This window comes from Dehalococcoidia bacterium, assembly GCA_025060295.1.
Taxonomy (GTDB): Bacteria; Chloroflexota; Dehalococcoidia; order Lucifugimonadales; family HRBIN23; genus HRBIN23.
Window position 1 is genome coordinate 81,789 of the sequence record JANXCH010000023.1, and the last position, 17,960, is coordinate 99,748.

Genomic DNA, 17,960 nt, shown 5'->3' on the forward strand with positions numbered 1-17,960 from the left:
CTTGGGGGGAAGGAAGCTCGGTATGTTGGGGGTCTTTCGGGTGTCCCGTCGGGTGGTGCGGGCCACTGGGGGCGTGGCGGCCAGCCTCTTTGGGGATTCCATGCTCTACGCCGTTCTACCTGCCCAGATGCCGGCTTTTGGTGTTTCCCCGGCAGTGGTAGGGCTGGTGTTGAGTGTGAACCGTTTCGTGCGCCTCTGGTCCAACGGTCTGGCGGCACGGGTGTACCTGCGGTTTGGATTGCAGGTGCCCTTCGCCATGGCCATTGCAGTGGGGGCGTTGACGACACTCCTTTACGGGGTCATCGCCGGCGCGAGCGCCTTCCTAGCGCTGCGTGCCCTCTGGGGGGTGTGCTACTCCTTCCTGCGTTTGGGGGGGTACTTGGTGGTGCTGGAGGAGAGCACACCTCGCAACCGGGGGCAGGTGATGGGCTTTTTCAACGGGGGGCAGCGGGCGGGGAGCATCGTGGGGGCCTTACTGGGGGGCATCCTTTTTGACCTGCTGGCGCGGGAGCGGAGTTTCCTGGTCATGGGGGTGCTCACAGCCCTAGGCCTGTTGCTGGTGGGCGGACTGAAAAAGCCGTCATTGCCCCTGGGGGATGACCCACTTCCCTCCCCTAGCAAGCCTGTCCCTGTGCGTCCCATCTCCTTGCGGGGCATCGGGGGGTGGTTCACTGGGATGCTGGCCCTGGACTTGCGGGCGCGCTCTAGGGATACCCACCGCCGCTGGCTGACCCTGTGCATCGCCCTGTTCTGCCTTACCTTTACTATGCAGGGGCTTCTGACGGCCACATTGGGCTACTACCTGCGCCAACGGTTGGGGGCAAATTTCACTGTTCCCGTGCTGGGGGTGGGGATTGCCTCGGTGTCGGCGGGGTTTTTGGCGGTGCGGTGGGTGGTGGACTTGCTGGGGCCGGGGTTAGGGGCGTTGGCTGACCGCTGGGGCCGTCGGCGTACCATAACGGTGTGTTTGCCCCTGCTGGCCGCGGGGATGCTGGCTTTGGCGTGGGTGCATCCAGTGGGGGTTGCCCTCGCCTTTCTGCCTCTAGTGTTCCTGACAGCTACCGCCTGCCAGGTGTGCTTGGACGCTTTGGCGGGGAACTTCGCTCCCCGAGACCTACGCCCCATGCTGTTAGGGCGTTACACCACCTGGGCCGACCTGGGGGCGGCGGCGGGGCCCCTGCTGGGATATTTGGGACTGGTGCGGGCGTCTCTCCCCCTCCTCTATAGTGCGGCGGCGGTGCTCCTGCTTGTGGGGGTGGGACTGTTCGCCAGTAGCGCTTTCCGCCCGGAGCCTGCGGCGGTGGTACGCCAACCCCGCTCTCCTGCTGCCCCTTCGCCCTAGTCCCTTCGGGTTATCCCCTGGAGCAGGTCGCTTCGCCTTAGCACCCGCAGAAGGTTGCGGGTCGTGGTCAACGCCACCTCTTCCAAGGGAACACCTTTGATCTCGGCCAGTTTGCGAGCGATGAGAAGCACATCTTGGGGCTCTGTCCATTGCTCACGGCGCTTTTTGAAGGGCTGGGGGTAGGAGTCGGTCTCGACCACGAAAGCCGTCAAGGGGAGGGCGCGCACCACCTCCGCCAGATGGGGCAGACGCAGAAGGGGCTTAGCCAGGGAGATGTGGAAGTTGATGTCCAGACACGCCTGGGCGATGGACAGGTCGGCCTGGAAGTAGTGCATGGCACCCCCCACCTCCCACGCCTGCTCCTCCCGTAGGAGGCGGAGCACCTCCCAATGGGCATCCGGGTAACCAGGCAGTTCCCGCGAGTGGAAGATAATGGGCAGACGCAGGCGACGGGCCAGGCGAATCTGCTGGCGGAAGGCCTCGTATTGCCACGCCCGGTCGGGGGCGTCGGGGCTGAAGTCCAGCCCGATCTCGCTGATGGCCACAACTTTGGGACAGGAGCGGGCCAAAGTCTCCAACTGGGCCAAGTCGGCCTCAGTGAGGGGGGTGGTCAACTCCATCGGATGCACCCCCACACCGGCCCAGACCTCAGGGTAGGCTTCGGCCAGGGCGATACACCGTTGGGACGAGGCCAGGGTAACACCTGCCGCGATAATAAGCCCCACATCCGCCCGGCGTGCCCTCTCCAGGATGAGGGGGATTTCCTCGTCGGGGAACTGGTCCAGGTGGGTGTGGGCGTCGCACAGGAGGGGTGTGCTCATGCGTTGCGGTAAGTTATCCTTCGGGGGAAAGTCTCCAGGACCTCCACCGCCCCCCGAACCATGTCCTCCACAATCTGGGCGGCGGGCTTGCGCTCCTTGAGCATGCCCCCAATTTGGCCGGCGGCGTTAAACAGAAGGTCGTAGCGCCCCGCCCGCTCGGCCGCCTCCAGCAGGTCGGCCATTAGCAAGCCTTGCAGGGGCATGGGCAAAGGCTCCAGCCCTGACCGTTCCCAGGCTTCGGTGAGGGGGTTCTTCAGTAAGCGCGCTGTCTTTCCGGAATAGGCACGGCTGATGATGAAATCCTCGGAGCTGGACTGGAGGATGGCGTCTTGCATGGGGGGATAGAGGTCGCTTTCCAGGGCCACGAGGAAGGCTGTGCCCACCCATACCCCTTGCGCCCCCAGGGCCAGCGCCGCTGCCACCCCGCGCCCGTCGGCGATGCCCCCGGCCGCCAGGACAGGGGTGGGGGCCACCGCATCCACCACCTGGGGCACCAGGGGGAAGGTGGCGATGCGCCCCGTGTGCCCGCCGGCCTCATACCCCTGGGCGACGATGATGTCCACCCCCGCCTTGACCTGACGCAGGGCGTTGCGCACTGAGCCGGCCAGTCCAATGACCTTTATACCCGCCTCTCGTGCCAGGGGCACCACCCATGCCGGGTCGCCCAGGCCTGCGGCGAAGACGGGCACCTTCTCCTCCAGCACCACCTGCACCTGTTGGCGCACCCGCTCCACGCGCAAGGGTTCCTCTTCCCTATGCTCCAAGGGGGGGAGGTTGAACTCTTGCCACAGGGATTGCACGAAGGCGTAGTGGCGGGGATATTCCCGCTCTATCCAGGCCAGGGCTTGACGGCGGGTGGTCAGGCGGGTCGGCCCCGTTTCGGCCAGGCTCACAGGCAGGAGCAGGTCTACCCCGAAGGGCTTGTCGGTGAGGGCGCGCACCTGGCGGATGCGCTGACGAATCTCCTCGGGGGCGAGGCTGCTGGCCCCCATGACGCCCAGTCCCCCGGCGTTGGAGACCGCCGCCACCAGGCGGGGGGGAGTAACCCGCCCCCGCAGGGTGCCCATCCCCGCCATGAGAATGGGATAGCGGATACCCAAGAGGTCACAGATAGGGGTGTGGAGCACGGGGGTGCTCATACGCCCTCCCTTTGTGTGTAACGCGCCAGCCCCAGTATAGCGCTTACAACATCTTTTGGGCAGCGCGGCGCAGCTCAGCGCGGAAGTCGGGGTGAGCGATGGCGATGAGGGCGTCGGCCCGTTCCCGCAGGTTCTTTCCTAAAAGGGTGGCCACGCCATACTCTGTAACCACCGTATCGGCGAAGTAGCGGGGGATGGTTACCGCATCGCCCCCCTCCAGGCGGGGCACAATGCGGGAGACTGTCCCGTTGAGGGCGGTGGAGGGGAGAAGGGTGATAGCCCGCCCGCCCCGGGAATAGAGGGCGCCGATGTGGGTCTCCGGCTGGCCACCGATGCCGTTGATCATGCGCCCCCCGAAGACGCTCTCGCTGTTGATTTGCCCCGTGAGGTCAACGGACAGGGCGTTGTTAATAGCTGTCTGCCGATAGTTTTGGGCGATCACCCAGGGGTTGAGGAGGTATTCCGGCTCATACAGTTCAAAAAGGGGGTTCTCACGGATAATGTCCAGATCCTGGTCGTCGGAACCGCTCCACGCCACGGCGACGGCCCGCTCTTTGTGGATGGTCTTGCGCTTGCCGGTGATGACCCCTTCCGCCACCAAGCGGGCGATGCCCGGGGCCACCATCTCGGTGTGCAGGCCCAGGTCCACTTTGTCGTTGAACACCCCTAAGCGGGGCAGATAGGATGACGGGGTGCCGACACCGATCTGAATAGTGGCTCCGTCGGGGACGAGGCGTTTGACATGTTCGGCAATGGCCTTGGCCTCGGGGGGAGGCTCATCTAATCCCAAGTGTACCCGCATCACCGCCAGGTCTAGGGAGGCGAAGTAGGGCATCCAGGGGGCCAGGCGTGTGGGGCTCACCTGGGCAATGATGGCCTCCAGGGCCTGTCGGCGCTCCGGGGGGAGGGTGCTCACCGCCTGGAGCAACTGCTCCCGAGTCACCTGCGGGGGAGACACCTCCACCACTGCATCTAGACGGTCTACGGGAATCCAGCAATCGCCATAGACGGGTATCAGGTTGGGGTTCACCTCGGCGATGACGGTGCGCGCGCGGCGCACCAGCCCTTTTTTGAACCAGGCGTGGGCACCCAAGCACACCAAACCGTGCCGGTTGGGAGGCGTAACGGAGAGGAGGACCACATCAACGGGTTTGGCGTCGGGAGCGCGCTCGTCCAGTGCTTTGAAGCCCAGGGAGAAGGCGTTAGGGAAATAGGGCACTTGGCGGTTATCGGTGAAGGGGCGGGCTGTGTTGCCGATGAAGTTTTCTATCTCCACCTCCCAGGCCCCTTCCTGGCCGGCACGGGCGAGCCAGCCGGGGTCAAACTCGGGAGCGGAGAGGGTGAGGCGAATACCCGTGAGTTCGCCGGCCCGCCGCGCCAATGCGTAACACAGGAGACGGGGTTGGCTCCCCAGGGGGACAACCACACGCTCGCCGGGGCGCACCAGGCGCACCGCATCCTCAGGGGAGGTCAAGCGCCGACGGTAAATCTCCTGCCAGGACATGCCACCTGCCTGGGGCGGGTGGAGGGCACACAAAAGCCCTGGGTGACCTTTCGGTATACCCTGGTAGCCTACGCTGCCCTATGCGCCGTTCGGGTTCCAGCCGGAGCCTTTCCCCTACTGAGCGTTCGGTATGCTTTGGTCCGCCAGGTTTACCCTACTCAACCACCCAGGACACCTCTACTATAGGGGATGGGGAGGGATTTGTCAAGGGATTTTGTGCGGCTTTTTTCGTCAAATTCCTCCCTGTTTATGCCAGATGCAGAAAGCGCGCCGCGCGCAGCACCAGGGAGGGGAGGGGTTCCGCTTTGTGCAAAGCCCAGGCCACTAGGCCCGTTACCCCGACGGCCACGACCGCCCCTCCGATCACATCCAGGGGGTAGTGCACCCCGGCATACACCCGTGCCAAGCCCCACAGGGAGGCCAACACCAGGGCCAGCCCCCCCAGCGGACGATTGGTCCACAAAATGCCCAGGGCCAGGCCAAATCCCACTGCCGCCGCATTGGACGGGAAGGAGGAGTCGGTGGGTGGGTAAAACAGCAAACGCACCTCGTGCACATGGAAGGGGCGCAAGCGATAGAAATACTGGTTGAGGATGAGCACCACCAGGCTACTGCCGCAGGCCCCCAAAAGGCTTCGGAACACTGCTTTCTGATGGCGCTCGCGGCTGGCCACATCGCGCGGGGCGAACCACATCCCCAGCAGAAGCAGGGCCAGGGAGACCGGCACCAGGTAATCGCTGGCTAGGTACTGAGCCAGGCGGTCCACCCAGGGCCAGCGCCCTACCCACCCGTTGAGCCAGAGGACCAGTTGCGCATCCAGGGCCAGGAGCCTTTCCACCATGTGCCCAGAGACCTCCACAAGGCTTGCAGATAGGTGGCCTCCCGCAGGGCATCCAATCCCTCGGAGAGGGTGTTGCGGGGATGCAGGAAGCGGGCGTTGACAAGCGAACCGAAGAGGAGGGTGAAAGCCACGGCGCTGGCGGCGGCTAAAGTGAACAGCAAGGCCTGGGCGTTCCCGTCTAGCCCCCCGTGGGTATCAGGGATGTGACGGGGGCCGGGGGCAAAGAACCAGGCAAAGCCCAGGGCCACCAACCCCACACCCACCAGCGCCGACGACCACCGGCTCCGCAAGAACAGAATGCCCCACAGTCCCGCATAGGCTGCCGCCACTTGCACCACCCCCAGGCTGGACAGGAACACGAAGATGAAGTAATCTCCAGCGAGAGCGGGCATTGGGTTCACCTCTACGCCTTACTGCACGATCTCTATCCCCTTCCCCTGAGCTGGCAGCGGGTGGTGGGTGCGCACGGCGTGGGTAACCCCCACCAGGATGGGTATGCCGATGCTGAACACGACCGTTCCGACCGATGCCCCCGACCACCAGGCCAGCAGGGGCAGGGGGATGTAGACGAAAGCGAAGGAGACGGAGAGGCTACGGGTCAGGAAGAAGGGGATCAGGGCCAGGGCCACTAGGGGGAAGGTGGCTCGCGGGAGCACCGCCAGCAGGACCCCTAGGGCGGTGGCTGCACCCCGCCCCCCTTGCAGGCGCAGGAAGGCGGACCAGTTATGGCCGACCACGGCCACCCCCCCCGCCAGCATCTGCCCGATGGCGCTCCCCGTCAGAGCGTGGGCGAGCACAACGGCGGCTGCCCCTTTGCCCACATCCACCAGGGCCACCACCGCCCCGGGCAGGGGGCCCACCTCCCGCCACACATTGGCCGCCCCCGGGTTCCCGTCGCCTACCCGACGGATGTCTACCCCTTTGGCCAGACGCCCCGCCAGGTATGCAGTGGGGATGGAGCCTAACAAATAGGCTATACCCAGGGCTTCAAGCCACAGCCAAACGGACATCTTGCCCTCTAGCGCTTGGCCGTCTGCCCGGCGGGAACCGCGGGCACACACCAGTGCATATACTTGGGCACCCGCCCCCGAATAACCTTGAAGTAAAGATCCTGCAGAGAGCGGGTGATAGGGCCGGGGGCTTGGGCACCGATGGGGCGGTGGTCAATTTCCCCGACGGGGGTCAGGTGGGCTGCCGTTCCCGTCAGGAACACCTCGTCGGCCAAATAGAGTTCCGCCCGTCCGATGGGGCGCTCCACCACCTCCACGCCCAGTTCCTCCCGCGCCAGCTCAATCACGGTGTCGCGGGTGATGCCCCCCAAGATGTTGTTATACAGGGGGGGAGTGATCAGGCGACCGTTCTTCACCAGGAATATGTTCTCCCCCGACCCTTCGGCCACGTGCCCATCCTGGTTGAGCATAATCGCCTCATCGTAGCCACCCAATACAGCGTCCGTCTTAGCGAGAATGGAGTTGACATATAGCCCGGAGATCTTTACGCGGGGGGGGATCATGGTCTCGTCGATGCGTCGCCAAGAGGCGGTGATACAGCGCAGCACTCCCGCCTCTAGGTATTTGCCGAAGGGCACAGCCATCAGTGCGAAGTCGTCTTCCAGCTCGTGGAGTTTCAGGTTGGCCACCTTTTGGGCCGACTTGAAGGCCAAGGGCCGAATATACAAGTCCTCCCGCAGCCCCATGCGCTCCACCAGTTCCACCGTGAGGCGCACCAGGTCGTCGGCACTCCAGGGCAGGTGCATGCGCAGCACCTTGCACCCCTCCAGGAGGCGCAGGTAGTGCTCGCGGGGGCGGAAGATGTATACAACGCCGGCGTCGGGATTCCAGTTCCCCCGAATGCCTTCAAAGACGGCGGTGCCGTAATGCAGGGCGTGGGTCATAATGCCCACCTTGGCCTCGTGCACGGGGATGAACTTCCCCTGGAAGTAGCACAGCGGCACCGGCTCCATACCTCTGCCCTCCTGTGATCTGGGGGTGCTGTGCCATTATAGGCCTCCCCGAGGCTCTAGGGCAAGACCCGCCCGGGGGTTCAAGGCCCCCTTCCCCTTGTGGCGCCCAGCCTCTACCATGGGGGGCAACGGGGAATGGGAACAGTACTTTCCGCATGGGCAGCGGCCCAGCGGGCGGCTGAAGTGGCCGCCGAGAAGCAGGCCAGTGATGTGCTGGTGCTGGATTTGCGCCCCTTGCACACCTTCACGGACTTCTTCGTTCTGCTTACGGCTACCTCCCCGCCCCATGTGGAGGTTCTGGCCGAGGAGATCGAGAAGGCCCTGGGACAGGGCGGGCGTTCTCTGCTCCATCGGGAAGGGGAGGCCCGGTCGGGGTGGGTCGTCCTGGACTATGGCGACCTGGTGGTGCACTTGTTCTTGGACGCGCAGCGGGCCTTCTATCGTCTTGAGGAGCGGTGGAGGGGTGCGGTGCCCCGCCTCATTCTTCGGTAATCCACGCGTCCATGCTCCGGGGCCAGTCCAGAATCTCGTGAGGATGGAAGAACAGGGCACACTCCCTCTGGGCCGTCTCCACCGAGTCCGAACCGTGAATTAAGTTGCGTCCCGTGTCCAGGGCCAAGTCGCCCCGAATGGTTCCGGGGGCGGCTTGCTGGGGGTTGGTCTTCCCCATCAGGTCGCGCACAACTTGCACGGCCCCCTTCCCCTGCCACACCATGGCCACCACGGGGGCCGAGGTGATAAAGCGCACCAGCCCCGGGAAGAAGGGCTTGCCCACGTGCTCGGCGTAGTGGCGGCGGGCCATCGCCTCATCCATCTGCACCATTTTGATGCCCACCAGTTTCAATCCCCGCCGTTCCAGGCGAGATATAATCTCCCCAACCAGGCCGCGTTGTAGGGCATCGGGCTTCAGAAGCACCAGCGTGCGCTCTAGGGATGGGCTCACGGTGCACCTCCTGAAGGGGGTGGGCGTGTGGGCCCGATACTCGGGGGGCGCAAGTAGTGGGGTTGCAGCGTCGCCAGGTTGTCGGTGGCCCCTTGAGTTAGGCGCCTCTGCCCCAGGCGCGCCAGGGCTAAGGGGCGTCGAGTAGGCGGGGGGGTGGCCAGGAGGACTGCACGTCCCTGGAGGGCAGGGCGCATCTGCTCCCGATAGACCCACGCCCCCTCGCCACACACCACGCCCCCCACGGGGACCGCTTCCGCCATCTCCTCCACACGGCTTACCCGTTCCCCCTCGGATACCCCGTTGGGGGAGATGACGCCCCACGCCACAACACCCCGACCCAGGTCCAGCACAGGGCACAGGGGCACGCCCCAGGAGCCAACGGAGGCGGCCTCTACCTCCAGGGTGCTGATACCCACTATGGGACACCCTAGTCCCACTGCCAGGCCTTTACCAAACCCCAGCCCCACCCGCAGGGCGCTGAAACTGCCTGGCCCCAGGGCCACAACAATCCCTGACAGGTCTTTCAAAGTAACCCCCGCGCGCTCCAGGAGAACCTGGACGGCGGGAGCCAGTTCGGCCGAATGATTCTGGGGGGAGTGCCATACGATTTCCCAGCCCCGGTCCGGGGGCGCCAGCAAGGCCACTCCCGCCCAGCGGGTAGAGGTGTCTATGGCGAGGATGACCATGTTCGGGCACATGCCAGCAGATCCGGGTAGGCACGGGCGAGCCAGGCCTCGCCCCGCGTCCCCTCTCCGCTCAGGTGCAGAAGGCGAAGCGTCTCTCCCTCCCAGGTGAAGCGGACCAGCAGGTAGTCCTGGGGGAAAGCAGGCAAGGCCCGCTCTGCCCATTCTACCACCGTAACCCCGTCCTGGCCCACGAAGTCCTCCAGGCCCAGGTCCACTGCCTCCGGAACGCTCCCGATGCGGTAGAGGTCAACATGGTAGACGGGGAGGCGTCCTTGGTAGCGGTGCACCAGCACGAAGGTGGGGGAGCGGGCAGGTTCAGGCACCCCTAACCCCTGGCACAGGCCTTGCACGAGGGTGGTCTTGCCGGAACCGAGTTCCCCCATCAGCAAGAGCAGGTCGCCCGCCAGGGCATGCTTCCCCAGGATGGCACCAACTTCTCGGGTCGCCTCGGGACAGGGGGACGGTAGGGTTAGGGTTCTCATGGCCGGCGCAAGTGGTTCCACCCCCCGCTAGCCCATGGTACCTCCTCTCCCGAAGCCCGCACCACTCGTACCTTGCCGGGGGGGCCTTCCACGATTGTCCCGATGATCCCTGCCCCTGGGGGAAGACGGGGCAAAAGGCGTTCCACCAGGGCAGGGGGGCCTGTGAAGAGGAGTTCGTAGTCCTCCCCACCGCTGAGGGCCAGGCTCTCCGCCTCCTGGGGGAAGGCCTGACGCAGGGCGGGATGGATGGGAACACGGGGGAGAAAGATGAGGGCGGACACCCCGCTGGCCGTGCACAGTTTGCCCAAGTCGCCCAGAAGCCCATCGCTGATATCCATGGCGCAGCGGATTCCCTCCTGAGCCAGCAGGCGTCCCTCCGCCACCCGCGGCTTGGGGAGGTAGTGGGCTTCGTGCAGAGCGGCACGCACCTCCGCCGGGAGGGCGGAGGGCTGCTCCAGCAGGCGCAAACCCCCGGCCGACCCTCCCAACGGGCCCGTTACGGCTATGGCATCGCCAGGGCGGGCTGCAGAGCGCAGGAGCAGGGGCAGGTCAGTGACGCCCGTCATGGCCACGGTGAGGAACAGCACAGGCGAGCGCACGATATCTCCCCCAACAATCTGGGCACCGTAGTGGGACGAAGCCGCCAGCATCCCCCGATACAAGTCATCCACCCAGGTCACGGGCACATCCAGGGGCAGGCCCAGGGTGACCAGGGCATACTGGGGGACGGCCCCCATTGCGGCCACATCACTCAGGTTGACGGCCATCCCCTTCCACCCCACATCCCATGGGGATGCCTGGGCAAAGCGGAAGTGGACACCGTCCACCAGGGTATCCGTGGTGAACACCTGGACGACCGAGTCTGCACGCCAGGCCGCCGCATCATCGCCAATGCCGACGAGAAGCGGGGAGGATAGATGGTCCGGAAGAGGAAGGGGGTGTGCCTCCCTCTGCACCAGACGGGCCAGCCGTTCAATCAAAGGGAACTCGCCCAGGTCGCTGACGCGCATACAGTATCTGTCTTCCCCTGCCCTGCTCTAGGGGCGGGGGTTGAGGACACCCCCCTGGCGCAGCGGGGGGCACCACCACGGTGAGCTTTGGGCTTTCGCACGCACTTCTTGTCTCCAGGGGAGGTCGGCCACTGCGCACAGAACGCCCCTGAGCACAGCGTTGACAAAACGAGGTATGAACCTTCTCTGTCTATTATAGCCCTGACTGTCTTTGGGTGGGCAATCTCCGACGGCGAGGCTGGGCGGGGCGCTTCCCCCAGTGGCGGCACGGGGCCTTGAGCGTAGGGAGGGGGCTTGCTATAATCGCCCAGAAGTGTCGAGTGCCGACGACGAGGAGGGGCTATGCCCATCGTGCGTATAGAGATGTGGCCAGGGCGCACCAAGGCCCAGAAGGCGGAACTGGCGCGGGTGATCACCGAGGCCATGGTAACCATCGCCCATACCAAGCCCGAGGCGGTCATAGTCGTGTTCGAGGAGGTGGCTAAAGAGAACTGGGCACAAGGGGGGCAGTTGGCGTCGGAGTCGTCCCCCTAATTCTTGACGCTTTGAGCCCTAACTCTTCCCCTACGGGTGCAACTTGACAAGTGTGAAGGAGCATGGTACTGTAATGGCGATGGCCCGCTAGCTCAAGTGGGAGAGCAGCTGACTCTTAATCAGCGGGTTCCAGGTTCGAGTCCTGGGCGGGTCACCACCGCTTGTCCTTGGGGATGTGTCGGAACTGGTAGACGAGCATGACTTAGGATCATGTGCCGTCATGGCGTGGGAGTTCGAGTCTCCCCATCCCCACCAGTATGCGGGCGCTGGCCCGGCAACAAGCACCGGAGCAGTTTGTCCCCTGGGAGGACACTAGAGGCAAGGAGGGCAAGTGGGAACCCTTCTGGAAGTTAAGAACCTGCGCACCTACTTTTTCACCCAGGATGGGATCGTCAAGGCCGTGGACGGCGTCTCCTACGACTTGCAAGAGGGTGAGACGGTAGGCTTGGTGGGGGAGTCGGGCTCAGGCAAGAGCGTCAGCGCCCTTTCCATTCTCCGCTTGGTCGCCTCACCCCCGGGGCGTATCGTGGGTGGGGAGGTGTGGTTTGAAGGGCAGGACCTGCTCAAACTGGACGAGGAGGAGATGCGCCATATCCGGGGTAACCGCATCGCCATGGTGTTCCAGGAGCCTATGACCTCCCTGAACCCCGTCCTGACCATCGGTCGCCAGATCACGGAGGCCCTGGAACTGCACAAGAAGATGGACAAGAAGGCCGCCCGGGCGCGGGCCATTGAACTGCTGAAAATGGTGGGCATTCCCGACGCTGAGCGCCGTATCGATGATTACCCCCACCAGTTCAGCGGGGGGATGCGCCAGCGGGTGATGATCGCCATGGCCCTCTCCTGCGACCCCAAACTCCTGATTGCCGATGAGCCCACGACCGCTCTGGATGTTACCATTCAGGCCCAAATCCTGGAACTGATTAAGCGCCTCTGTCGGCAGTTTGGGACAGCAGTCATCCTGATCACCCACAACTTGGGGGTGGTGGCCAGGTACGCAGACCGAGTGAATATTATGTATGCGGGGCGGATTGTGGAGCGGGGCACGGCGCGGGACATCTACAAGAACCCCAAGCATCCCTATACCGTGGGGTTGTTGAAATCGGTTCCCCGCTTGGACGAGCCCCGCAAAGAGCGGCTCAACCCCATTGAAGGGATGCCACCCGACTTGATCAACCTCCCTCCTGGGTGCCCCTTCCAGCCGCGGTGCCCCTACGCCATTGATCGTTGCACCAAGGAATACCCGCCTTATGTAACTGTGGGGGATGGACACATTTCGGCCTGCTGGGTGGCCGACAAAGTTTCCCTTGGGGGGCGTGCATGACACAGCAGAGCGCTCCGGCTGGCAACGGCAACATCCTGGTGGATGTGCAACACCTGAAGATGTATTTCCCCGTCACGCGGGGCATTATCTTCCAGCGGAAAATCGCCGATATCAAAGCCGTGGACGATGTGAGTTTCTTCATTCGCCGGGGCGAGACCTTGGGCTTGGTGGGGGAGAGCGGATGCGGTAAGACCACCACAGGGCGGTGTATTTTGCAACTGTACCGCCCCACCTCGGGCTCCGTGTTCTTCGAGGGCATAGACCTGTGTAAACTGAAGCCCTCCCAACTGCGCCCTATGCGCCGGAAGATGCAAATTATCTTCCAGGACCCCTATTCCTCGCTCAACCCCCGTATGACCGCCGGCAACATCATCGGCGAGCCTCTGATCATCCATAAGCTGGTCAAGAACCGGCGGGAGTATCGGGAGCGGGTGGCGGAGTTGCTGCAAGTGGTGGGCCTCAATCCCTATATGGCGGATCGCTATCCCCACGAGTTCAGCGGGGGCCAGCGCCAGCGCATCGGTGTGGCCCGCGCTTTGGCCGTGCAGCCCGACTTCATCGTTTGCGACGAACCTGTCTCCGCTTTGGATGTGTCTATCCAGGCGCAGGTCATCAACCTCCTGGAGGACCTCCAGCAGCAGTTCCACCTCACCTACCTGTTCATCGCCCACGACCTGTCGGTGGTGCGCCACATCAGCGACCGAGTGGCAGTCATGTACCTCGGCCATATTGTGGAGATCGCCGACCGCACCGAGCTGTACGAGAACCCCCTGCACCCGTACACAAAGGCTCTCCTTTCGGCAGTGCCCATTCCCGACCCCATCATTGAAGCCCAGCGGGAGCGCATCATCCTGACGGGCGATGTGCCGAGCCCGTTGCGCCCTCCCCCCGGGTGCGTGTTCCACACCCGCTGTCCCATGGCGGTGGAGGAGTGCAAGCGCATCGTCCCCCAGTTGCAGGAGGTTTCCAAAGACCACTGGGTCGCTTGTATCCGCGTGCCCGGGTACCGCTTGTAGGATGTATGTTGTGGGAAGGCTCAAGGGGCGCTCCCAGCGGAGCGCCCCTTGGGTTTTTGGGCGCCCGTTTGCTACGATGGAAAGCAAATGGACACCCGCCACATCCGCAACTTTTGTATCATCGCCCATATTGACCACGGCAAGTCCACCTTGGCCGACCGCCTCCTGGAACTGACGGGCACGGTGGACCCCCGTCAGATGACCGCCCAATACCTGGATCAAATGGAGTTGGAGCGGGAGCGGGGCATCACCATCAAGGGGAAGGCGGTGCGCATGCTGTATCGCCACCCCAGCGGGCAGGAATACCAGTTGAACCTCATTGACACCCCTGGGCATGTGGACTTCAGTTACGAGGTGAGCCGAGCCCTGGCGGCGTGTGAGGGTGCCATCCTGGTGGTAGACGCCTCCCAAGGGATACAGGCCCAGACCATAGCCAACGCGTATCTGGCCATCGCCAACGACCTGGTGCTCATTCCCGTGGTCAACAAGATCGATCTGCCCACCGCCGAGCCTCAACGGGTGGCCCAGGAAATGGTGCAGACCTTCGGCTTCCGCCCAGAGGAGGTGCTGTTCATCTCTGCCAAAGAGGGCACGGGCGTCCCGCGCCTGTTAGAAGCCGTGGTGGAGCGCATTCCCCCTCCCCGTGGGGATGCGACCGCGCCCCTGCGTGCCCTCATTTTTGACAGCCGTTACGACCCTTATAAGGGCGTGGTGGCAGCGGTGCGCATTGTGGACGGCTCGGTGCGGGTGGGGGAGCGCCTGCTCCTCATGTCCACGGGTGGACTGGGGGAGGCGGTGGAGGTGGGCGTCTTTCGCCCTCACCCCGTGCCCACGGGCCGACTCCTCACGGGCGAAGTGGGCTACATCGCCACGGGCCTCAAGCAGGTGCGGGAGTGTCGGGTGGGGGATACCATCACCCTCGCCGCGGCTCCTGCTGCTGCCCCCCTCCCCGGCTATCGGCACCTGAAGCCTATGGTGTTCGCCAGCCTGTATCCCGCCGAGGGGGAATCCTACGAAGCCCTGCGCAGCGCTTTGGAGAAATTGCAACTCAACGACGCGGCGCTGCAGTTTGAACCCGAGACCTCCCCCGCTTTAGGCCCCGGCTTCCGCTGTGGGTTCCTGGGCCTGCTTCATATGGAAATCGTGCAGGAGCGCCTGGAGCGGGAGTATGGGGTAGATTTGGTCATCACTGCTCCCAGCGTCGCCTACCAGGTGCTCCTCACCAATGGCCAAGAGGTCATGGTGGAGAACCCCGCCGATTTGCCCCCAGCAGGACAGGTGCGCGAGATACGGGAGCCGTGGGTGGAGATTACGGTGATTACCCCGTCCCGTTTTGTGGGGGCGGTGATGGACCTGGTGCGGGAGCGCAGGGGGGTGTTCCGCAAGATGGACTACATCTCGCCCGCCACCAGTCAGACGCCTGCCGAAACCCCCGCCTACGACGCCCGGGTGCTCCTGGAATACGACCTGCCTCTGGCGGAATTGCTGACGGATTTCTACGACCGCTTGAAGTCCTCTACTCAGGGGTATGCCTCCCTGGATTACACCTTTCTGGGGTATCGGGCGGGGCCGTTGGTCCGCTTGGACATCTTGCTCAACAACAAGCCCGTGGAGGCGCTCTCCTTCATTGTGCACCGGGATAAAGCCTATGAGCAGGGGCGTGCCCTGGTGGAGCGCTTGCGCCATCTCATCCCCCGCCAGTTGTTTGAGGTAGCGGTACAGGCGGCTATCGGGAGCCGGGTCATCGCCCGGGAGACCATTCGCCCCCTGCGCAAGAATGTGCTGGCCAAATGCTACGGGGGAGATGTAACCCGCAAGCGCAAACTGCTGGAGAAACAGGCCGAGGGGAAGAAGCGCCTTAAGCGCATTGGACAAGTGGAGGTGCCCCAGGAGGCGTTCCTGGCCCTGCTGAAGCGGGGGAAGGAGGGGTAGGTTACTCCTCTACCACGATGCCCAGGCGCTCCCGCACAGAGGCCAGTTGGCGGGCGTGGTCGTGCCAGTGGGCGATGAAAAACCTGCGCACCACCCCCAGGGCGTCGATCATTTCGATGCCCTGGGGACGGTGGATGGGCACGGGGCGGGTTACCTGCTCGGGTGACGCCTCCCGCAAGAGGCGCACCGCCTCTCTATAGGTATCTTCCAAAGCCTGCCGCAGGGCGCGGATGTCCATGCGCCGTCGTTCAGGGGAGCGGGAGAGGCGGCCGGGATTGGGGATAAGGGGTTCCCCCCGCAGTGCCCTCCGCAGATGGTAGAGGATTCCGCTGCTCTCGGTGCCCAGGAGGTGGTCCACAATATCCCGGGCGCTCCATTCTTGCGGGTTTTCCCGCCAGTCCAGGGCGTAGTCCAGGCCCTCCAGGTTGCGCAGGACAGCTTGGAGGGCCTGCTCCATGTCCGCCTGAAGGTCGGGAGGCAAGCTAGGCATAGGGAGGGTTTAGACACCCCGCCGCAGGCGGGGGTCCAGCACGTCCCGCAGGGAGTCGCCCAGCAGGTTGAAGGCGAACACGGCCAGGCTAATAGCCAAGCCGGGGAAGATGACCATCCACGGGGCGCGTTCCACAAAGCGAGTGGCCGCACCCGACATCATCAACCCCCAGGAGGGGGTGGGTTCGGCGGTGCCGATGCCCAGGAAACTGAGGGACGCCTCCACCAGGATGGCCTGCCCCAAGTGGGCGGTGAGGATGATAAGGTAGGGGGCCATGGTGTTGGGGAGCATATGGCGCAGGATGATGCGCGCAGAAGTCGCCCCCAGGGCACGGGCAGCCTCAATGTACTGGAATTCCTTGATGGCCAGGGCGGTGGAACGCACTACCCGCGCCGCTAACGGCACGATAGGGATGGCGATGGCGATGATAAGGTTGGGGGTGGAGCGCCCCAGCATGGCCACCACAGCGATGGCCAAAATCAAAAGGGGGAAGGCGGAGAGGATGTCGATGAAGCGTTGCACGACCAGGTCAAAGGTTTTGCCGAAGTAGGCGCTCACCACGCCCAGCAGGGCACCGATGGTAGAGCCAATGAAGGCTGCCGAGAAGCCCACCAACAGGGCCACACGGGAGCCGTGGATGAGGCGGCTCAACAGGTCGCGCCCCATCTGATCGGTGCCCAGGAGGAACTGCCCACCAGGGGGAGCGAGTTGGTGGGCATAGTTGGTCTGATAGGGGTCATAGGGGGCGATGAGGTCGGCGAACAGGGCGGTCACACCCATGAGAAGGATGACAACGGCTCCGGCCGCCCCCAGGGGCTTGGTGCGGAAGAAGCGCCCCACACCCTTCCAGAAACCTATGCGGGCGCGCCACTCCAACGGGCGGGTCATTTCAGCGGTGCTGCGCATGCCTGCGTGCTCCTAATGATAGCGGATGCGCGGGTCCAGAAAGGCATAGAACACATCCACGATCAGGTTGACCACCACGAAGCCCAGGGCGATAAGCAGAACCAGGGCTTGAATGATGTTATAGTCGCGATGGAACACCGCCTCCACCACCAACCGCCCCACGCCGTTGAGGTTGAACACCGTCTCGGTTACCACGAGGCCCCCGATGAGGAAGGCGAACTCATAGCCCAGGATGGTGATGACAGGGAGAAGGGCGTTGCGCAAACCGTGGCGGATGATGATGACCCGCTCCCGCAGGCCCTTGGCCCAGGCGGTGCGGATGTAATCCTCCCGCAGCACCTCCAAAAGGCTGGAGCGCATCATGCGTGCGGCGATGGCCGAATAGCGATAGCCCACGGCTAAAGCGGGCCAGATGGTCTGCTTGAGGTTTTCGGCGGGGTTCTCAAAGAAGGGGGTGTAAATCATCGGCGGAGACCAATGGAACCAGAGCACCATCGCCAGGAGCATCAGAATGCCCAGCCAAAAGGAGGGGATGGCCAAGCCGGCAATGGTGAACACCCGCACGCCATAGTCCACCCAACTGTCCTGGCGCATGGCAGCCAACGACCCCAGGGGGATGGCCAAGGCTGCCGCCACCAAAGTGGCCATAACTGCGATCTGGAGGCTCAAGGGCAATCGGACGCCGATTTCATAGAGCACGGGGCGCGTCGTCCACAGGGAGGTGCCGAAATCAAACCGTAAAACGCCCCACAGCCAGGTGGCGAACTGCACCAGCAAGGGCTTGTCCAGACCCAATTCGCGGCGGACTTTTTCCACCTGGGAGGGGTCAGCATAGCCCCCTTCGCCGGCGACGATGAGGAGAGCCACATCGCCGGGCATAATGCGCATGATGACGAAGGTCAAGATGGCCACCCCCAGAAGGGTGGGCACCATCAGTGCGATGCGGCGCGACAAATACTCTAGCATACGCCTCCTGGATTAGGAGTGGGGGGATGCATGCATCCCCCCACTCTTGCTGTTACCCCAT

The 17,960-nt window shown here is 64.1% G+C and carries 19 protein-coding genes, 2 tRNA genes and 1 pseudogene; 8 read left to right on the plus strand and 14 right to left on the minus strand.

Translation table 11 applies throughout. From position 1 onward, the window contains the following. Nucleotides 1-22: 22 nt before the first annotated feature. Complete coding sequence (locus NZ951_08075) at nucleotides 23-1,342, plus strand: MFS transporter (protein ID MCS7207866.1); 1,320 nt, start codon at nucleotides 23-25, stop codon at nucleotides 1,340-1,342. Here NZ951_08075 and NZ951_08080 read toward each other — a convergent pair. The 7 genes from NZ951_08080 to NZ951_08110 all read right to left on the minus strand — a co-directional run bounded on the left by NZ951_08080 (nucleotide 1,339) and on the right by NZ951_08110 (nucleotide 7,610). Next, a complete protein-coding gene (locus NZ951_08080; protein MCS7207867.1) occupies nucleotides 1,339-2,163 on the minus strand; it encodes a TatD family hydrolase in 825 nt (274 codons plus the stop codon). The two genes, NZ951_08075 and NZ951_08080, sit on opposite strands and share 4 nt — an antisense overlap. Then, nucleotides 2,160-3,302 (minus strand): nitronate monooxygenase, encoded by a 1,143-nt coding sequence (locus tag NZ951_08085; protein MCS7207868.1) that lies wholly within the window; start codon nucleotides 3,300-3,302, stop codon nucleotides 2,160-2,162. Before NZ951_08085 ends, NZ951_08080 begins: the two co-directional genes overlap by 4 nt. Nucleotides 3,303-3,345: 43 nt before the next feature. Continuing rightward, a complete protein-coding gene (locus NZ951_08090; GenBank protein ID MCS7207869.1) occupies nucleotides 3,346-4,806 on the minus strand; it encodes a hypothetical protein in 1,461 nt (486 codons plus the stop codon). Between the two features lie 247 nt (nucleotides 4,807-5,053). Beyond that, on the minus strand, nucleotides 5,054-5,647 hold the full coding sequence (locus NZ951_08095) for a phosphatase PAP2 family protein (GenBank protein ID MCS7207870.1): 594 nt from the start codon (nucleotides 5,645-5,647) through the stop codon (nucleotides 5,054-5,056). Beyond that, complete coding sequence (locus NZ951_08100; GenBank protein MCS7207871.1) at nucleotides 5,587-6,039, minus strand: hypothetical protein; 453 nt, start codon at nucleotides 6,037-6,039, stop codon at nucleotides 5,587-5,589. The genes NZ951_08095 and NZ951_08100 overlap by 61 nt, the downstream gene beginning before the upstream one ends. A gap of 18 nt (nucleotides 6,040-6,057) precedes the next feature. Further along, a complete protein-coding gene (locus NZ951_08105; GenBank protein MCS7207872.1) occupies nucleotides 6,058-6,657 on the minus strand; it encodes a glycerol-3-phosphate acyltransferase in 600 nt (199 codons plus the stop codon). Between the two features lie 8 nt (nucleotides 6,658-6,665). Continuing rightward, on the minus strand, nucleotides 6,666-7,610 hold the full coding sequence (locus tag NZ951_08110) for a branched-chain amino acid transaminase (GenBank protein ID MCS7207873.1): 945 nt from the start codon (nucleotides 7,608-7,610) through the stop codon (nucleotides 6,666-6,668). 135 nt (nucleotides 7,611-7,745) lie between these two features. Between NZ951_08110 and rsfS the strand changes: the two genes are divergently transcribed. Further along, on the plus strand, nucleotides 7,746-8,102 hold the full coding sequence (gene rsfS, locus NZ951_08115) for a ribosome silencing factor (protein ID MCS7207874.1): 357 nt from the start codon (nucleotides 7,746-7,748) through the stop codon (nucleotides 8,100-8,102). Here the strand turns inward: rsfS and ndk are convergent. Genes ndk through thiL form a run of 4 tightly spaced genes read right to left on the minus strand, consistent with a single transcriptional unit; the run spans nucleotide 8,089 to nucleotide 10,731 of the window. Then, complete coding sequence (ndk, locus tag NZ951_08120) at nucleotides 8,089-8,553, minus strand: nucleoside-diphosphate kinase (GenBank protein ID MCS7207875.1); 465 nt, start codon at nucleotides 8,551-8,553, stop codon at nucleotides 8,089-8,091. The genes rsfS and ndk overlap by 14 nt on opposite strands. Beyond that, the gene (gene tsaB / locus NZ951_08125; protein ID MCS7207876.1) at nucleotides 8,550-9,239 is read right to left on the minus strand and encodes a tRNA (adenosine(37)-N6)-threonylcarbamoyltransferase complex dimerization subunit type 1 TsaB; all 690 of its coding nucleotides are present in this window, start codon (nucleotides 9,237-9,239) and stop codon (nucleotides 8,550-8,552) included. Before tsaB ends, ndk begins: the two co-directional genes overlap by 4 nt. After that, on the minus strand, nucleotides 9,221-9,721 hold the full coding sequence (gene tsaE, locus NZ951_08130) for a tRNA (adenosine(37)-N6)-threonylcarbamoyltransferase complex ATPase subunit type 1 TsaE (GenBank protein MCS7207877.1): 501 nt from the start codon (nucleotides 9,719-9,721) through the stop codon (nucleotides 9,221-9,223). The genes tsaB and tsaE overlap by 19 nt, the downstream gene beginning before the upstream one ends. Further along, a complete protein-coding gene (gene thiL, locus NZ951_08135) occupies nucleotides 9,718-10,731 on the minus strand; it encodes a thiamine-phosphate kinase (protein ID MCS7207878.1) in 1,014 nt (337 codons plus the stop codon). The genes tsaE and thiL overlap by 4 nt, the downstream gene beginning before the upstream one ends. A 339-nt stretch (nucleotides 10,732-11,070) precedes the next feature. Between thiL and NZ951_08140 the strand changes: the two are divergent. The 6 genes and pseudogenes from NZ951_08140 (at nucleotide 11,071) to lepA (ending at nucleotide 15,537) form a co-directional block, all read left to right on the plus strand. Continuing rightward, nucleotides 11,071-11,265: pseudogene (locus tag NZ951_08140) on the plus strand (tautomerase family protein). A gap of 81 nt (nucleotides 11,266-11,346) precedes the next feature. Next, nucleotides 11,347-11,422, plus strand: a tRNA-Lys gene (locus NZ951_08145). A 12-nt stretch (nucleotides 11,423-11,434) separates the two neighbouring features. Further along, a tRNA-Leu gene (locus tag NZ951_08150) sits at nucleotides 11,435-11,520 on the plus strand. A gap of 76 nt (nucleotides 11,521-11,596) precedes the next feature. After that, nucleotides 11,597-12,589 (plus strand): ABC transporter ATP-binding protein, encoded by a 993-nt coding sequence (locus NZ951_08155; protein ID MCS7207879.1) that lies wholly within the window; start codon nucleotides 11,597-11,599, stop codon nucleotides 12,587-12,589. Then, the gene (locus tag NZ951_08160) at nucleotides 12,586-13,605 is read left to right on the plus strand and encodes a dipeptide ABC transporter ATP-binding protein (protein ID MCS7207880.1); all 1,020 of its coding nucleotides are present in this window, start codon (nucleotides 12,586-12,588) and stop codon (nucleotides 13,603-13,605) included. The genes NZ951_08155 and NZ951_08160 overlap by 4 nt, the downstream gene beginning before the upstream one ends. Nucleotides 13,606-13,692: 87 nt before the next feature. Further along, on the plus strand, nucleotides 13,693-15,537 hold the full coding sequence (gene lepA, locus NZ951_08165; protein ID MCS7207881.1) for a translation elongation factor 4: 1,845 nt from the start codon (nucleotides 13,693-13,695) through the stop codon (nucleotides 15,535-15,537). A gap of 1 nt (nucleotide 15,538) precedes the next feature. On the opposite strand, the gene NZ951_08170 is transcribed toward lepA, so the two are convergent. The 3 genes from NZ951_08170 to NZ951_08180 are packed head-to-tail and all read right to left on the minus strand — an operon-like array spanning nucleotide 15,539 to nucleotide 17,899. Beyond that, nucleotides 15,539-16,027: a DinB family protein gene (locus tag NZ951_08170; GenBank protein MCS7207882.1), complete on the minus strand. Its 489-nt coding sequence runs from the start codon at nucleotides 16,025-16,027 to the stop codon at nucleotides 15,539-15,541. 9 nt (nucleotides 16,028-16,036) lie between these two features. Further along, entirely contained in the window at nucleotides 16,037-16,933 is an 897-nt protein-coding gene (locus NZ951_08175) for an ABC transporter permease (GenBank protein ID MCS7207883.1), read from the minus strand. 12 nt (nucleotides 16,934-16,945) lie between these two features. Next, entirely contained in the window at nucleotides 16,946-17,899 is a 954-nt protein-coding gene (locus tag NZ951_08180; GenBank protein ID MCS7207884.1) for an ABC transporter permease, read from the minus strand. Nucleotides 17,900-17,960 lie beyond the last annotated feature (61 nt).

What these genes read in the sequence shown, in the direction of transcription:
- NZ951_08075 (MCS7207866.1), top strand. Translation starts at nt 23, where the DNA reads ATGTTGGGGGTCTTTCGGGTGTCCCGTCGGGTGGTGCGGGCCACTGGG.
- NZ951_08080 (MCS7207867.1), bottom strand. Translation starts at nt 2,163, where the DNA reads ATGAGCACACCCCTCCTGTGCGACGCCCACACCCACCTGGACCAGTTC.
- NZ951_08085 (MCS7207868.1), bottom strand. Translation starts at nt 3,302, where the DNA reads ATGAGCACCCCCGTGCTCCACACCCCTATCTGTGACCTCTTGGGTATC.
- NZ951_08090 (MCS7207869.1), bottom strand. Translation starts at nt 4,806, where the DNA reads ATGTCCTGGCAGGAGATTTACCGTCGGCGCTTGACCTCCCCTGAGGAT.
- NZ951_08095 (MCS7207870.1), bottom strand. Translation starts at nt 5,647, where the DNA reads ATGGTGGAAAGGCTCCTGGCCCTGGATGCGCAACTGGTCCTCTGGCTC.
- NZ951_08100 (MCS7207871.1), bottom strand. Translation starts at nt 6,039, where the DNA reads ATGCCCGCTCTCGCTGGAGATTACTTCATCTTCGTGTTCCTGTCCAGC.
- NZ951_08105 (MCS7207872.1), bottom strand. Translation starts at nt 6,657, where the DNA reads ATGTCCGTTTGGCTGTGGCTTGAAGCCCTGGGTATAGCCTATTTGTTA.
- NZ951_08110 (MCS7207873.1), bottom strand. Translation starts at nt 7,610, where the DNA reads ATGGAGCCGGTGCCGCTGTGCTACTTCCAGGGGAAGTTCATCCCCGTG.
- rsfS (MCS7207874.1), top strand. Translation starts at nt 7,746, where the DNA reads ATGGGAACAGTACTTTCCGCATGGGCAGCGGCCCAGCGGGCGGCTGAA.
- tsaB (MCS7207876.1), bottom strand. Translation starts at nt 9,239, where the DNA reads ATGGTCATCCTCGCCATAGACACCTCTACCCGCTGGGCGGGAGTGGCC.
- tsaE (MCS7207877.1), bottom strand. Translation starts at nt 9,721, where the DNA reads ATGAGAACCCTAACCCTACCGTCCCCCTGTCCCGAGGCGACCCGAGAA.
- thiL (MCS7207878.1), bottom strand. Translation starts at nt 10,731, where the DNA reads ATGCGCGTCAGCGACCTGGGCGAGTTCCCTTTGATTGAACGGCTGGCC.
- NZ951_08160 (MCS7207880.1), top strand. Translation starts at nt 12,586, where the DNA reads ATGACACAGCAGAGCGCTCCGGCTGGCAACGGCAACATCCTGGTGGAT.
- lepA (MCS7207881.1), top strand. Translation starts at nt 13,693, where the DNA reads ATGGACACCCGCCACATCCGCAACTTTTGTATCATCGCCCATATTGAC.
- NZ951_08170 (MCS7207882.1), bottom strand. Translation starts at nt 16,027, where the DNA reads ATGCCTAGCTTGCCTCCCGACCTTCAGGCGGACATGGAGCAGGCCCTC.
- NZ951_08175 (MCS7207883.1), bottom strand. Translation starts at nt 16,933, where the DNA reads ATGCGCAGCACCGCTGAAATGACCCGCCCGTTGGAGTGGCGCGCCCGC.
- NZ951_08180 (MCS7207884.1), bottom strand. Translation starts at nt 17,899, where the DNA reads ATGCTAGAGTATTTGTCGCGCCGCATCGCACTGATGGTGCCCACCCTT.